This is a genomic window from Streptomyces sp. NBC_01176, assembly GCF_045039825.1.
In the GTDB taxonomy this organism is placed as follows: Bacteria; Actinomycetota; Actinomycetes; order Streptomycetales; family Streptomycetaceae; genus Streptomyces.
Genome location: NZ_CP108600.1, coordinates 5783430 through 5797424, shown reverse-complemented (window position 1 = coordinate 5797424; position 13995 = coordinate 5783430). Strand labels below are relative to the sequence as shown.

Annotated in this window: 13 protein-coding genes; 3 read left to right on the top strand and 10 right to left on the bottom strand. The window is 71.2% G+C overall.

All coding sequences use genetic code 11. The annotated features are described in order from the left end of the window. Window positions 1–5 precede the first annotated feature (5 nt). Together purE and OG199_RS25050 are read right to left on the bottom strand one after the other, a co-directional pair. Window positions 6–530: a 5-(carboxyamino)imidazole ribonucleotide mutase gene (gene purE, locus OG199_RS25055; protein ID WP_356799845.1), complete on the bottom strand. Its 525-nt coding sequence runs from the start codon at window positions 528–530 to the stop codon at window positions 6–8. Beyond that, entirely contained in the window at window positions 527–1699 is a 1173-nt protein-coding gene (locus OG199_RS25050; protein ID WP_401800812.1) for a 5-(carboxyamino)imidazole ribonucleotide synthase, read from the bottom strand. The genes purE and OG199_RS25050 overlap by 4 nt, the downstream gene beginning before the upstream one ends. Before the next feature lie 254 nt (window positions 1700–1953). Between OG199_RS25050 and OG199_RS25045 the strand changes: the two genes are divergently transcribed. Continuing rightward, window positions 1954–2529: a GtrA family protein gene (locus OG199_RS25045; protein ID WP_356799849.1), complete on the top strand. Its 576-nt coding sequence runs from the start codon at window positions 1954–1956 to the stop codon at window positions 2527–2529. Window positions 2530–2584: 55 nt separating this feature from the next. Here the strand turns inward: OG199_RS25045 and OG199_RS25040 are convergent, their stop codons facing one another. Continuing rightward, window positions 2585–3862 (bottom strand): ATP-binding protein, encoded by a 1278-nt coding sequence (locus tag OG199_RS25040; protein WP_356799851.1) that lies wholly within the window; start codon window positions 3860–3862, stop codon window positions 2585–2587. A gap of 291 nt (window positions 3863–4153) precedes the next feature. Continuing rightward, complete coding sequence (locus OG199_RS25035) at window positions 4154–4831, bottom strand: response regulator transcription factor (protein WP_018566970.1); 678 nt, start codon at window positions 4829–4831, stop codon at window positions 4154–4156. 493 nt (window positions 4832–5324) lie between these two features. Here OG199_RS25035 and OG199_RS25030 point away from each other — a divergent pair, with 493 nt between their 5' ends. Next, complete coding sequence (locus OG199_RS25030; RefSeq protein ID WP_356799853.1) at window positions 5325–6821, top strand: oligopeptide:H+ symporter; 1497 nt, start codon at window positions 5325–5327, stop codon at window positions 6819–6821. A gap of 109 nt (window positions 6822–6930) precedes the next feature. Here OG199_RS25030 and OG199_RS25025 read toward each other — a convergent pair whose 3' ends face one another. The 6 genes from OG199_RS25025 to OG199_RS25000 all read right to left on the bottom strand — a co-directional run bounded on the left by OG199_RS25025 (window position 6931) and on the right by OG199_RS25000 (window position 12735). Next, a complete protein-coding gene (locus OG199_RS25025; RefSeq protein WP_405831348.1) occupies window positions 6931–8184 on the bottom strand; it encodes a hypothetical protein in 1254 nt (417 codons plus the stop codon). Window positions 8185–8294: 110 nt separating this feature from the next. Continuing rightward, the gene (locus OG199_RS25020) at window positions 8295–9527 is read right to left on the bottom strand and encodes a hypothetical protein (protein ID WP_405831346.1); all 1233 of its coding nucleotides are present in this window, start codon (window positions 9525–9527) and stop codon (window positions 8295–8297) included. After that, the gene (locus OG199_RS25015) at window positions 9524–10546 is read right to left on the bottom strand and encodes a hypothetical protein (protein WP_405831344.1); all 1023 of its coding nucleotides are present in this window, start codon (window positions 10544–10546) and stop codon (window positions 9524–9526) included. The genes OG199_RS25020 and OG199_RS25015 overlap by 4 nt, the downstream gene beginning before the upstream one ends. Before the next feature lie 33 nt (window positions 10547–10579). Next, window positions 10580–11347: an LPXTG cell wall anchor domain-containing protein gene (locus OG199_RS25010; RefSeq protein ID WP_401800799.1), complete on the bottom strand. Its 768-nt coding sequence runs from the start codon at window positions 11345–11347 to the stop codon at window positions 10580–10582. A gap of 131 nt (window positions 11348–11478) precedes the next feature. Then, window positions 11479–12060 carry an ATP-binding protein gene (locus tag OG199_RS25005; protein WP_405831342.1) on the bottom strand — a complete coding sequence of 194 codons (582 nt, stop codon included), beginning with the start codon at window positions 12058–12060 and terminating at the stop codon, window positions 11479–11481. 306 nt (window positions 12061–12366) lie between these two features. Continuing rightward, complete coding sequence (locus OG199_RS25000) at window positions 12367–12735, bottom strand: STAS domain-containing protein (protein ID WP_266699584.1); 369 nt, start codon at window positions 12733–12735, stop codon at window positions 12367–12369. Between the two features lie 248 nt (window positions 12736–12983). On the opposite strand from OG199_RS25000, the gene OG199_RS24995 reads away from it, so the two are divergent. Beyond that, window positions 12984–13892 carry an RNA polymerase sigma factor SigF gene (locus OG199_RS24995; protein ID WP_356799863.1) on the top strand — a complete coding sequence of 303 codons (909 nt, stop codon included), beginning with the start codon at window positions 12984–12986 and terminating at the stop codon, window positions 13890–13892. Window positions 13893–13995 lie beyond the last annotated feature (103 nt).

The following is a 13995-nucleotide window of genomic DNA, read 5'->3' as shown; positions in this document are numbered from 1 at the left end:
CCGCGTCACTTCCCGAAGCCGAAGCCGCCGGCCGCGCCCTCGACCTTGGCCCGCAGCCGCTTGCCCTTCTCGGTGGCCTGGTCGTTCAGCTCCTGCTGGAAGTCCCTCATGCGGGTGAGGAGTTCCTCGTCGTGCGCGGCGAGGATCCGGGCCGCCAGCAGCCCGGCGTTGCGCGCGCCGCCGACGGAGACGGTCGCGACGGGGACACCGGCCGGCATCTGCACGATCGACAGCAGCGAGTCCATGCCGTCGAGGTACTTCAGCGGGACCGGTACGCCGATGACGGGCAGCGGGGTGACCGAGGCGAGCATCCCGGGCAGGTGGGCGGCGCCGCCGGCACCCGCGATGATCGCCTTGAGCCCACGCCCCGCGGCCTGCTCGCCGTACGCGATCATCTCGTGCGGCATGCGGTGCGCGGAGACGACGTCGACCTCGTAGGGGATCTCGAACTCGTGGAGGGCCTTGGCGGCGGCCTCCATGACGGGCCAGTCGGAGTCCGACCCCATGACGATGCCTACAACTGGGCTCATTCTGTGATCGTGCCTCTCAGGTAACCGGCTGCGTGACGGGCGCGATCGAGGACGTCGTCCAGGTCGTCGCCGTAGGTGTTGACGTGGCCGACCTTGCGGCCGGGCTTCACGTCCTTTCCGTACATGTGGATCTTCAGCTGGGGGTCGCGGGCCATGCAGTGCAGGTACGCGGAGTACATGTCCGGGTAGTCGCCGCCGAGGACGTTGACCATGACCGTCCACCTGGCGCGCGGGCGCGGGTCGCCGAGGGGGAGGTCGAGGACCGCGCGGACATGGTTGGCGAACTGGGAGGTGATCGCGCCGTCCTGGCTCCAGTGGCCCGAGTTGTGCGGGCGCATGGCCAGTTCGTTGACGAGGATGCCGGGCGTCCCGTCGGGCTCGCGGATCTCGAACAGTTCGACGGCCAGGTGGCCCACGACGCCGAGTTCCTTCGCGATGCGCAGGGCGAGCTCCTCGGCCCTCAGGGCCAGCTCGTCCGAGATCCCGGGCGCGGGGGCGATCACCGTGTCGCAGACGCCGCCGACCTGCTGGGATTCGACGACCGGGTACGCGACCGCCTGGCCGTGCGGTGAGCGGACGACGTTCGCGGCGAGTTCCCGCACGAAGTCGACCTTCTCCTCGGCCAGCACGGGGACGCCGGCGCGGAAGGGCTCGGCCGCCTCCTCCGGGGAGCGTACGAACCAGACCCCCTTGCCGTCGTAGCCGCCGCGGACGGTCTTCAGGATCACCGGGAAACCGTCGCCCTCGACGCCGGGCGCGAGACCCTCGGCCGCGAACGCGGCGACGTCGTCGACGTCGCTCACGATCCGGTGCCGCGGGCAGGGCACGCCGATCGCGTCGAGCTTCGCGCGCATCACACCCTTGTCCTGGGCGTGCACGAGCGCGTCGGGCCCTGGACGGACGGGGATGCCGTCCGCCTCCAGGGCCCGCAGATGCTCGCTGGGCACGTGTTCGTGATCGAAGGTGATCACATCGCAGCCCCGCGCGAAGTCACGCAGCGTGTCGAGATCGCGATAGTCGCCGATGACGACATCGCCGACCACTTGCGCCGCGGAATCCTGCGGGGTGTCACTGAGGAGCTTGAACCTGATGCCGAGCGGGATGCCCGCCTCGTGTGTCATACGAGCGAGCTGACCCCCGCCGACCATGCCGACTACCGGGAACGTCACGCTCCAAGAGTATCGGCCGCACCGCGGGGACCGGATTCCGCTCTCCGCGCCCCGGCCCCCGCCCGCCGCGCGGCCCGCCCGTCCCCCTGTCGTACGCCCCGCGCCCGCCGCCCTCGGCCCCCGTCGGTGAACCGCTTTTTCCACACCCGTGAGTCTGCCCACAGGCAGGACAGGGAGCCGCTGGTTAGCATGGCCGGGTTGAAATAACCGAACGACGACCGACCGATGACCGATCGACGGGGGCTGGCGACACCATGGGCAGTGCTTCTTCGGGGCTTCATACGAGGCCTCGCAGCGCGGTTCGCCGCCGGTTCGACCAGCTCCTGCGCGAAGTCGCCAAATTCGGCGCGGTCGGCGGAGCGGGGCTGCTCGTCAACCTGGTGACCTTCAACCTGGTCCGGCACGCCACCGGCCTTCAGGTCGTCCGGGCCAGCGTCATCGCCACGGTCGTCGCCATCGTCTTCAACTACGTCGGGTTCCGCTACTTCACCTACCGGGACCGCGACCGCGGCGGCCGTACCCGGGAGATGACCCTCTTCGTGCTGTTCAGCGCGGTGGGGCTGGTCATCGAGAACGGTGTCCTGTACGTGGCGACGTACGGCTTCGGCTGGGACAGCCCGCTGCAGAGCAACGTCTTCAAGTTCGTCGGCATCGGCATCGCGACCCTGTTCCGCTTCTGGTCGTACCGCACCTGGGTGTTCCGCACGCTGCCGGCCGAGGAGCCCGCGACCGAGCCGGAGCCCGGGGCGGTGCTGCGGACGCGGCCCGTCCTCGACGCGGAGGCGCAGGCCGGCGCCGAGCGCGCACCGGCCAGGGCCCGCGCCAACTAGCGCGGGCATCTCCGCGCACCCGCCGCGTGACCCTCCGCCGCGCCGGAGCCCCGCGTCACCGGACCGTCGGCTCCTCGTCGTCCACCAGCGGAGCCCTCTTCAGCGGCGTACGCGACAGGAACAGGCCGAACACCGGCGGCTGCGCCTGCAGCATCTCCAGACGGCCCCCGTCCGCCTCCGCGAGGTCGCGGGCGACCGCCAGACCGATTCCGGTGGAGTTGCGGCCGCTGATCGTGCGCTCGAAGATCCGGGCGCCCAGGTCGGTGGGGACCCCGGGGCCCTCGTCCGTGACCTCGACGACGGCCTGGTTGCCGGTGACGCGGGTACGCAGGGCGACGGTGCCGCCGCCGTGCATGAGCGAGTTCTCGATGAGCGCGGCCAGCACCTGGGCGACCGCGCCCGGGGTGCCGACCGCCCGCAGGTGCCGCTTGCCGGAGCTGACGATGGCCCGGCCCGCGCTGCGGTAGGCGGGGCGCCACTCCTCCAGCTGCTGCTTGATGACCTCGTCGAGGTCGAAGGAGACGGCGGAGCCCGTACGGGGGTCGCGGGCGTTGGTCAGCAGCCGCTCCACGACGTCCGTGAGCCGCTCGACCTGGGTGAGCGCGATCGTCGCCTCCTCCTTCACGATGTCCGGGTCATCCGTGAGGGTGATTTCCTCCAGCCGCATGGAAAGGGCCGTGAGGGGCGTACGGAGCTGGTGGGAGGCGTCGGCGGCCAGGCGGCGCTCGGCGGTCAGCATGCGGGCGATGCGCTCCGCGCTGCCGTCCAGGACGTCCGCGACCCGGTCCAGCTCCGGGACGCCGTAGCGCTTGTGGCGGGGGCGGGGGTCGCCGGAGCCGAGCCGCTCGGCGGTCTCCGCGAGGTCGGTGAGCGGGGAGGCCAGGCGGTTGGCCTGGCGTACGGCGAGCAGGACGGCGGCGATGATCGCGAGCAGGGCGACCGCCGCGATGATCAGGAGCGTGCGGCCGACCTCGCGGGTCACGGCCGAGCGGGGCTCCTGGACGACGACCGTCTCACCCTCCTCGCCCTTGGCCGTGGAGTGGATGACGTCGCCGCTGGGCTGGATCCCGACCTCGACGGGGGCCTGGCCGGGGACCCGGATCACGGCGTAGCGGTCCTCCGCGACCTGGTTCTTGAGGATCTCCGCGTTGATGTGTTCCTCGCCGAGGATGCGGCTGTCCACGATGCTGGCGAGGCGCAGGGCCTCGGAGTCCACGCGTTCCTGGGCGCTGTTGCTGATGGTGCGGGTCTCGACGATCACCAGGGAGACGCCGAAGACGGCGATCACCACGAGGACGACGGAGAGGGTGGACTGGATGAGGCGGCGACGCACGGGGCCCTCCGGGCGGGTGGCTGTACGGGGACCAGTGTGCACTGTCGCGGTGGCGGACGGGTTTCTTCGCCCCCGCCGCCCCTACCCGTCCCTTACCTGGGGGCTCCGCCCCCGGACCCCCGCCAGGGACGGCGCCCCCAGACCCCCGCTTCGCCCGAAGGGCTCGTCCTCAAACGCCGGACGGGCTGAAAAGCACCGGGCGCCGTCAGCCCGTCCGGCCATCGAGGACAAGGCCCTTCGGGCCGGAGCGGGGGTCTGGGGGCGCCGTCCCCAGGGGACGGGATGCGCGCGTCAGCTCTTCTCGAAGCGGAAACCGACACCCCGTACCGTCGCGATGTACCGCGGATTCGCCGCGTCGTCACCGAGCTTCTTGCGCAGCCAGGAGATGTGCATGTCGAGGGTCTTGGTGGACGACCACCACGTGGTGTCCCAGACCTCGCGCATGAGCTGGTCCCGGGTGACGACCCGCCCCGCGTCCCGGACCAGCACCCTCAGCAGGTCGAACTCCTTCGCCGTGAGCTGGAGTTCCTCGTCACCCATCCAGGCCCGGTGCGACTCGACGTCGATCCGTACGCCGTGCGTGGCGGGCGGCTGCTGCGGCTCCGCGGCTCCGCGCCGCAGGAGCGCCCGGACGCGGGCGAGCAGTTCGGCGAGACGGAACGGCTTGGTCACGTAGTCGTCGGCGCCCGCGTCGAGACCGACGACGGTGTCCACCTCGTCGGCGCGTGCGGTCAGGATGAGGATGGGGACGGTGTGGCCTTCGGCACGGAGCCGGCGGGCCACTTCCAGGCCGTCCATTCCGGGCAGCCCCAGGTCCAGGACGACCAGGTCGACGCCGCCCTGCATTCCGGCGTCGAGCGCGGTGGGGCCGTCCTCGCGCACTTCGACCTCGTAACCCTCCCGGCGCAGGGCACGGGCCAGCGGCTCCGAGATGGACGCGTCGTCCTCGGCGAGCAGTACACGGGTCATGGGGTGATGGTAGTCCGCCTCGGACAGCACCTGTGGTGTGATCGGCGACCGGGATTCTTACCTTCGGCCGGTCGGAGAGCCGCCTTCGGCTGTGGGGCGCGATCTTGAGTAGGGCCTTCGAATACGCTTCCGTGGTTCCATTGTCACCTGTGATCCATCTCTCAAGTCCTTCCATATGCCGCATTGACATGTCGTATGGTGACCGAACGCCTGTAGCACCACACGGGGACCTTTGGCGCGTTACGTGACGCTGAGGGTCTCTTTTGTGTGCGGGCTGGTGTTTCGCCAGCCTTGAAAGGAATGACCTGTGGCCGGGCCCGAGCGCATCGACGCGTGACGGGCGTGGATCCCGGTGGTCGCCGTGCACCGCTTCGCAATCCGGAGCGGACTCCCCGTGGGCGTGGGGTGGACGGGTCGGACCTCGCCGGTGCCGGCCGCCCCCCACCGGGCGCGCCACGCTCCAGCAGCGCGTCCCGACCAGCAAGGAACGACCATGGCGTCCAGCCTGACGAAGGACTCGGTCACACCGGGCACCCCCGGTTCCGAGAAGACCTTCTTCGGCCACCCCCGCGGACTGGCCACTCTCTTCATGACCGAGATGTGGGAGCGTTTCTCCTACTACGGCATGAAGGCTCTGCTCCCGCTGTACCTGGTGGCACCGGGCGGCCTGCACATGAGCGCGGCCACCGCGACCGCGATCTACTCCGTGTACCTGTCCCTGGTGTACCTCCTCGCCCTGCCGGGCGGCTGGTTCGCCGACCGTGTCCTCGGCCCCCGCAAGACGGTCGCCGTCGCGGGCCTGATCATCATGCTGGGCCACCTCACGCTGGCCCTGCCGACCTCCGGGACCTTCTTCGCGGGCCTCGGCCTCGTGGCCATCGGTTCCGGTCTGCTCAAGGCCAACATCTCCACGATGGTCGGCCACCTCTACGACGGCCCGGACGACCCGCGCCGCGACGGTGGCTTCACGCTCTTCTACATCGGCATCAACCTGGGCGCCTTCATCGCGCCGCTGGTCATCGGCACCGTCGGTGAGAACGTCAACTGGCACCTGGGCTTCGCGCTCGCCGCGCTGGGCATGGCCCTGGGTCTGGCCCAGTACCTGCTCGGCGGCCGTCACCTGAGCCCCCGCTCGCAGGAGGTCCCCACGCCCCTGTCGGCCGAGGAGAAGGCCGCGACGCTGCGCAAGTCGGCGTTCTGGGCGGCCGTCGCCGTCGTCTTCTACGCGATCGTCGGCTTCTCGGGCCACTACACGCTGAACTGGCTGCTGGTCCCGATCACGGTCGCCGGTCTGGTCATCCCGGTCATGGTCATCGGCCGTATCAAGCGGGACAAGAGCCTGAACCGCGCCGACCAGTCGAAGATGTCCGCGTACATCTGGTTCTTCGTCGCCGCGGCCGTCTTCTGGATGATCTACGACCAGGGCGGCTCGACCATGTCGATCTTCGCCGAGTCGTCCGCCAAGAACACCATCTTCGGGTGGAACTTCCCGGTCTCCTGGTACCAGTCGGTCAACCCGGTCATGATCATGGCGCTCGCCCCGGTCTTCGCCTGGGCGTGGCTGGCGCTGAACAAGCGCGGCAAGGAGCCGAGCACGGCCACGAAGTTCGCCTCCGGTCTGATCCTGGTCGGTGCGTCGTTCTTCCTCTTCCTGGCCCCGCTGACGATCGCCGAGGGCGGTCACAAGGCGGCCGCGATGTGGCTGGTGGCGATCTACTTCGTGCAGACCGTCGGCGAGCTGACGCTCTCTCCGGTGGGTCTGTCGGTCACGACGAAGATGGCTCCCGCGAAGTACGCCTCCCAGATGATGGGTGTCTGGTTCCTGGCGGTCACCGCCGGTGACGCCACGACCGGCCTCCTCTCCATCGCCGAGGTCGACCTCAACAAGACGGGCATCGTCGCCCTGGAGGCCACGCTCGCCGTGGTCGCCGGTGTGGCGGTCTGGATGTACCGCAAGAGGGTCAAGCAGCTGATGGGCGACGTCAACTGAAGCACCCCGGCAGGGGCTACCCCCGAGTCGACGCCTTGCACCCGGAGGGCCACCGCACCACATCGGCGCGGTGGCCCTCCGGCGTTCCCGCGCCCGGACGCGGGGACGGTCAGTGCGGGTGCCGGCGGGGCAGGAACGTGAAGACCGCTCCGCCGAGCAGGATCACCGTTCCGGCGACCAGCCCCAGCGCCCTGAGCGCGCCGTGGCTGTCGGAGCCGGTCTCCGCGAGGCCGCCGGACGTCGACGCGGACCCCGCCGACGTGCCGCCGGAGGTGGAGGAGGAACCTCCGCCGCCCGACGCCCCGCCCTCCTGCCGCGTGGTGTCCAGGGTCAGGGAGACCTGTGACGTCGCCGGGGTGCAGGTCGTCGTGGTGCCGAGGGCCGTCACCGTGAGCACACCGGGCGCCAGGGTGGACTCACCGCTCGCGCCGGGCTTGTACGTACCCGTGAGGTCGGGCACCTCGATCGGGTCGCCGGACTTGATCGGCTGGGCGTTGGCGGGCCCCTCGACATGGACCGTGCCCTTGTCCGCACCGCCCAGGACCACCTCCATCGACGGCTTGACCGAGTTCGCCGGGATGTCGGCCGGACTGTCCATCACGGACTTCTTGAACCTGACCGTGAGATCGAAGTCCTCGCCGTTCTTCCGTGCGTCGATCTGCACGGGAGAGGTGGCGTTCTTGTCCCCGATCGGCGTCTTGCACGCGTAGGCGACGGAGACCTCCTTGCCGGTGAAGTCCGTCTGTCCCCCGCTGTCGCTCGGGCTCGCCGACGCCGATCCGGTGGGCTGCGTCGAGGGCGTGCCGGAGGGAGTGGTCGAGGGCGTCGTCGACGGTGTCGGAGTCGGCGTCGGTGTCGTCGGCGACCCCGTCACCTCGATCGTCGCCGCCGGCTTCACCGTCTCGGTGGGTGCGCACTTCGTGTCCGTCGAGAAGGCGTTGATGCTGTACGCGTCCGGGGTCAGCGTGACCGTGCCCGGCGCCGTCAGCTTCAGGGTGCCCTTCATGTCGGAGAGCACCATGGCCCCGCCCTTGGGTATGGCCGGGTTCTGACGTGGTCCCTGCATCGCGAGGTCCGCGGTCTGCGCGCCGGCCGCCTTGAGGGTGCCGCTCGGCTGGACCGAGTCGGCCGGGAGGTCGATGAGGTCGGGGTTCTTCGACGCGGCCTGCGTGAACTTCCAGACCACCTCGACCTCGTCGCCCACGCTCGCCGTCGCGGGCGCGGTGATCTGCACCTCGGTGGTGCCCATGACGGGGTCCAGGCCGGAGGCCGCGGGCGGGACGCATCTGGTCGCGTACGCCACCCCGGCGGCCTGTGCCGGGCCCGCCGCCACGCCCACCAGAAGGCCCGCGCCGGCGAGCATCAGCGCGCATCCGGCCGCGCTCGCTCTCCGGCCGCCCCGGGGGACTGTTCTCCGCCCGTCCGAGGGGGCGCCTCTCCGCCCTCCCGCCGGCACGACTCTCCATCGCGTACTCACGTGTTCCCCTTCGTCGTCGGACTGTTCTCCTGCGGTGCGGAGAGCTGACCGTTCGCGGCGCCACCGGGATCGCTGTCCGGTGTGAACCACGGCAGGGTCGGGGTCGTGGCGGTCCTCGGCGCGCGGTTCCCCGCCGCGGCGGACGTCGTCGCCTCCGGCGCGGAACCCGGCGCGGGGGGTGCGGACGGCGAGGCGGGGGAACCGCCCGGCCACGGCAGCCGGACGGTGATGTCCGGCAGCCGCGGACCCCGGTGACGGCGCGCACGGCGCGCCGACCTGCGGGGCCGCACCCGGTCCACCACGGCCATCCCGATCCGGAACACCGCCGCCGGGACGACCACGCCCAGCAGGATCCAGAAGAGCGTCACCCCCCAGGGGCGGCCGACGCCCCAAGGCTGTTCGGCGAGGACCTTCCCGCCGTACTTCAAGGAGACCGTGTAGTCGCCGTGCGCCCCGGCCGCGAGCTCCACCGGGAGGGTGATCCGCGCCTTCCTGCCGGGCGCGACCGTGCCGCGCCACTGCTGTTCCTCCCACTGCGGCGCGAACACCCCGTGCGAGGTGCCGACCTGGAAGACGGGGTCCTTGACGGAGGCGGTGCCGACGTTGCCGACGGTGAAGACGAGATCCCGCGCGGGCGGCGCGCCGAACCAGGTCAGCAGTCCGCCGGAGCCGTCCAGCCGGGTGTCGGTGAGCATCGCCAGGCGGCCGGCGCCCGATTCCTCGGGCAGCGGTTCGACCGAGTGACCCGCGACCATGAAGACGGCGTCCGCCGCCGCCTGTTCGCCCGTGACCGTGGCGACGTGCACGACGCACGGGCACGGCTTGGGCGGCTCGGTGACCGGCAGTCTCTTCTCGAACTTCCCCTGCGCGTCGGTGGTGACGGCCCGGCCGTCCGCGTTGGCGCAGGAGTTGGTGCCGCCGATCACCCCGCGGGACGGTACGGACTGCCCGCAGATCAGCATCATCAGCAGTGTTTTCGGACGCCATCCACTGCCGGTCACGGTGACCGAACCACCCGTCCCCGCCTCGGAGGTGGACAGTCTCACCCCCGGTCTCCCCGTGTCGGACGCGACGGACACGGCCGACACGGCGGGTCCAGTGGATCCGGCGGACGCGACGGATCCCCCGGACGCGACGGACACGGCGGCCGTCCCCGCCACCGGGACCACGAGCAGCGCGACCGCCGCCGCCCGCACCGCCGCGCGCGCCCTGCCACCGACGAAGCTCACGACACCGCTCCCGTCCACTCCGCTTCCGTACACGCCGTTTGCGTACGCCGCGCTTCCGTACGCCGCGCTTCCGTACGCCGCGCTTCCGTACGCCCCACTTCCGTACACGCTGGTGCGCACGCCCCGTCGTCCGTCGTACGGCGCCCGCGCCGCCGTACGACGAGCGGCGCCGCGACCGCCGCGAGACCGCACCCGACACCCGCCACCGCGCCCCACGGCACGAACCGCACCGGCGTGGAGGCGGTGGCGCGCGCCCCTCCCGCCGCCGTCACCGTGAGCCGCACGTCCACCGCGTCCAGCGCCGGCGGGTCGCGCCACGGCTCGGTGAGCGTCACGCGGCGGCCCGGCAGGAGCTCGACCGGAAGGGTCCTCGCAGGGCGGTCGAGGACCCTGCCGAGGACACCGTCGGCGCGTACCGCGAGCTTCGGGGCGAGCACGGTGTTGCCGCGGTTGACCAGCTCGTACGAGATGCGTCCGCCGTGCAGGGCGACGTGCTCGACCGTGAGCGCCGACAACGCCGGTCCGCCGACCCGCAGCCGCACCCGTACCGCCGAGGAGCGGCCGCCGGCGCTCGCGACGATCGCCCCCGGATGGTCGCCGGGCGTCGCGCCCGGCGGAACGCTCAGGCTGAACGGCACGTCGGCACGGGTGCGCGCGGGCACCCGCACGGACACCGTGCCGGTCGGCGCCCGGTGTCCCTGCCGCTCCTCGGCGAAGGCGATCCAGGCGCCCGCGTCCGTCGGCCTCCCGGTGGTACGGACGGTGAAGCCGCCGCGCGCGGTGCTGTCGGCGTCCGCGCCGCGCAGCCGGACCGTCAGCGGCCGCGCGCCCGGGTTGAGCACGGACACGGTGTCCTGGAGGACCGTGCCGGGCGTCCCCTCCGCGTAGACGTACGGCCGCCCGGTGCCCGTGCCCGCGGACGGCACGACGGACCAGCCGTCCGCGCCCGCGGCGGCCGCGGGCGCGGCCAGCGACAGCAGCACGCCGACGGCACAGCACACAACACGGGCGTAGGGCATCGGCGGCTCCTGGTCGTCGAACGGGTCAACGCGTCAGCGGCGTGCCGCCTGATGCCTGCGCGTCAGCCACAGCGTGCCCGCGGCGCCCGCGAGAAGTACGGTGCCGCCGAGCGTGCCGAGGGCCAGCGCCGAGTCGGCCGGGCCGGTCTGCGGGAGCTGTCCGCCGGAGCCGGAGCCGCCCTGGGAAGCCGATCCGCCCGACCCGCCCGACCCGCTCGACCCGCCCGACCCGGACCCGCCGCCCGCGGCCGTGACGTCGAGGGTCAGCGAGGGCCCCGGGTCGTTGGTGGGCGTGCAGGTGGTCGTCGTGCCGAGCGCCTTGATGGTCAGCACACCCGCCGTGAAGGTGACCTTGCCGCTCTTGGACGGGGTGTACGTCCCGCTCAGGTCGCTGATCTTGATGGGGGTGTTGGCGGGGATCGCGGCCGCGTTGGCCGGCCCGCTCACCGCGACCGTGCCGCTGTCCGCGCCGCCCACCTTGATGACCGCGCTCGGGCTCATCGCGCCCTTGCCCAGCTCGACCGGGCTGGACGAGACGCCCTTCTGCCAGGACATGGTGAGCTTGTAGGCGCTGCCGCTCCTGACGCTCCTGATGTCGATGGGCGACACGGCGCTCTTGTCGCCGATCGGTGTCTTGCACTGGTAGTTGACGTCCACCACGGCGGCCTGGGCTGCCGGGGCGGCCATCAGCACCGCCGAGCCGGCCAGGGCCGCGGCGAGCGCGAGCGCGGCGGTTCGTTTCTGGTACGTCCGGTTCGGCACGGCCTGCCCCTCACTCCCGACTGGTTCCTGACGGAACATCAGATCGGCCGTCAAGGTACGCCCGGGGCCTTGTGGAGGGAAGACAAAGCGCGCGCCGGATCTGAGGAGATCCAGCGCGCGTGCGGCACGTACGAAGAGACGTCATGACCGCGGGTAACTCCTGGTGGGCGTCAGGCAGGTGCCCCGAGTTCCGCCCATACGGTCTTGCCGGTGACGCCCGGGGCACGGACGACTCCCCAGTCCAGGCACAGCCGCTGCACGATGAACATGCCGTGGCCGCCGGGCCGTCCGGCGCGGTGCGGGGTGCGCGGGGCGGGCTGGCCGGTGCCCCGGTCGGAGACCTCGACGCGCAGCACCTTGTTGTCGCAGCTGATCCGGAGCTCCTCCGGACCCTCGGCATGCAGGCAGGCGTTGGTGACCAGCTCGGAGACGACCAGCAGGACGTCCTCGGCGGCGGCTCGCCGGTCGGCGCCCGCGGCGGGCAGCCAGCCCCACGCGTGCAGCGCCTGACGGGCGAAGTCACGGGCGAGCGGCACGACGGCGCTCTCACCCTCGAAACTCAGACTGCGGGCCGAACGGGCGGCGGACGGAACGCCCGCGTCGCCCGCGGACACCGTCACGGACACGCCGTCGGCGGTCGGGGCCACCGAGTGCCCGGACACGCTCACGCCGTCTCCCGACGCCCCGGAAGCGCCGCCGTCGCCCGACTCCGGGCCGCGGTCGCCCGGCGAGTAGGGCCGGGTGGTGCTCATCAGCGCTTCACCTCACCGATTCACCAGTATCACGATTCAAGACTCAGTACTCAGCATGTGGTACGCACACCAGGGGCTTCCGCACTCAGGACATCAGGACACTTCCGTGTCCAGGACGCTCGGGACGAATATCTACAGCGCTTCTCTACGACGTTCCCACCGATTCTCGCCGACATAGTCAGGATGTCTCCTGCCCGACTGTCGCGCCGGAACACCCCCCGACGAGGCCGGGAATGTGTGACAGACGTGACGCGGCGGCCGCGCGGGCGCACCGGGGCGCGGCAGAGCGGCGCCCGAGCGCCCCGCCTAGTCGGCCAGCGCCGCATCGAGCGTCTCGTGAACGGTGAAGACGGCCTCCGCCCCGGTGATCTCGAAGACCCGAGCCACCACCGGCAGCATCCCCGCCAGATGGACGCCACCGCCCGCGGCCTCGGCCTTGAGCCGGGCACCGAGCAGCACGTTGAGCCCGGTGGAGTCGCAGAACTCCAGCCGTGAACAGTCCACGACGAGCCGGGCATACCCCTTTTCGAGGCAGGCCTCGAGTGGCTCACGCAACAATTCGGCCGTGTGGTGATCCAACTCACCCGCGGGAGTCACGACGGCACTAGAGCCCTCTTCCCGCACCTCGACCAGAAGCCGGCCCGACTGTGCGCTGCCGACCGTCCCGCGGTCCATGCCGTCTCTCTCCCGAGCGTCGTGAGTGCTGATTACGCACTCGAACACTACGCCTTCCTTACGATCCCCGACACCCGAACAACCCCCATAAAACGGACATTTAGCAGTGAAACGCACTTGCGAGGGATGAGCGAAAGCGGGTAGGGCTAGTAGCGACAGCTATTCGACACGGCCGGCTACGGAGGCGCCGCACACCGCAGTGCACGTATTGGCATCGGCGGCCATATGCCGAGAACGATGGAGGACACATGTCACCCCGGCTCGACGCATCGCAGACCCAGAGGGCGACGTCGGCACCCTCTCCGGAGCACCCGGACCACGATCCCGCCGACCTCGGCGCGGAGCTCGCCGGTCTGGAAGGGCTCCCGGAGATCCCCCCGTACGACGAGGTGGGGGCGGTGGACGCGCGAGCGCTGTCCAAGACGCTCTTCGAGCGCCTGGAGTCCCTCGAAGAGGGCACCCACGACTACTCGTACGTCCGCAACACGCTCGTCGAACTCAACCTCGCGCTGGTGAAGTTCGCCGCCTCCCGCTTCCGCTCCCGCAGCGAGCCGATGGAGGACATCATCCAGGTCGGCACGATCGGTCTGATCAAGGCGATCGACCGCTTCGAGTTGAGCCGCGGCGTCGAATTCCCCACCTTCGCCATGCCGACCATCATCGGCGAGATCAAGCGCTTCTTCCGCGACACCTCCTGGTCCGTGCGGGTGCCGCGCAGGCTGCAGGAACTCCGGCTCGACCTGGCCAAGGCGGGCGACGAACTCGCCCAGCGGCTCGACCGGTCGCCCACCGTGGCCGAGCTCGCGGAGCGCCTGGGCATCACCAACGACGAGGTCGTCGAGGGCATGGCCGCCTCGAACGCCTACACGGCCAGCTCGCTGGACGCCCAGCCCGAGGAGGACGACTCCGAGGGCGCGCTCGCGGACCGCATCGGCTACGAGGACCACGGGCTCGAAGGCATCGAGTACGTGGAGTCCCTCAAGCCCCTGATCGCCGGTCTCCCGCCGCGCGACCGGCAGATCCTGTCGCTGCGCTTCGTCGCCAACATGACCCAGTCCGAGATCGGTGACGAACTCGGCATCTCGCAGATGCACGTGTCGCGGCTCCTGTCGCGCACGCTGGTGCGGCTCCGCAGGGGCCTGACGGTCGAGGAGTGACGGGGCCTCACCCCCACGAGCGGTCCCGGAACTCCCCCACGCACTCCTGGTACCCCCACAAGCGGTCCCGGAACTCCCCCGCGTGGTCCCGGTGGAAAGCGGT

Excerpts from the sequence above, each read along its gene's own strand:
- OG199_RS25025 (WP_405831348.1), bottom strand. The coding sequence starts at position 8,184 with ATGCTCGCCGGCGCGGGCCTTCTGGTGGGCGTGGCGGCGGGCCCGGCA.
- OG199_RS25030 (WP_356799853.1), top strand. The coding sequence starts at position 5,325 with ATGGCGTCCAGCCTGACGAAGGACTCGGTCACACCGGGCACCCCCGGT.
- purE (WP_356799845.1), bottom strand. The coding sequence starts at position 530 with ATGAGCCCAGTTGTAGGCATCGTCATGGGGTCGGACTCCGACTGGCCC.
- OG199_RS25035 (WP_018566970.1), bottom strand. The coding sequence starts at position 4,831 with ATGACCCGTGTACTGCTCGCCGAGGACGACGCGTCCATCTCGGAGCCG.
- OG199_RS25010 (WP_401800799.1), bottom strand. The coding sequence starts at position 11,347 with ATGTTCCGTCAGGAACCAGTCGGGAGTGAGGGGCAGGCCGTGCCGAAC.
- OG199_RS25015 (WP_405831344.1), bottom strand. The coding sequence starts at position 10,546 with ATGCCCTACGCCCGTGTTGTGTGCTGTGCCGTCGGCGTGCTGCTGTCG.
- OG199_RS25000 (WP_266699584.1), bottom strand. The coding sequence starts at position 12,735 with ATGGACCGCGGGACGGTCGGCAGCGCACAGTCGGGCCGGCTTCTGGTC.
- OG199_RS24995 (WP_356799863.1), top strand. The coding sequence starts at position 12,984 with ATGTCACCCCGGCTCGACGCATCGCAGACCCAGAGGGCGACGTCGGCA.
- OG199_RS25005 (WP_405831342.1), bottom strand. The coding sequence starts at position 12,060 with ATGAGCACCACCCGGCCCTACTCGCCGGGCGACCGCGGCCCGGAGTCG.
- OG199_RS25045 (WP_356799849.1), top strand. The coding sequence starts at position 1,954 with ATGGGCAGTGCTTCTTCGGGGCTTCATACGAGGCCTCGCAGCGCGGTT.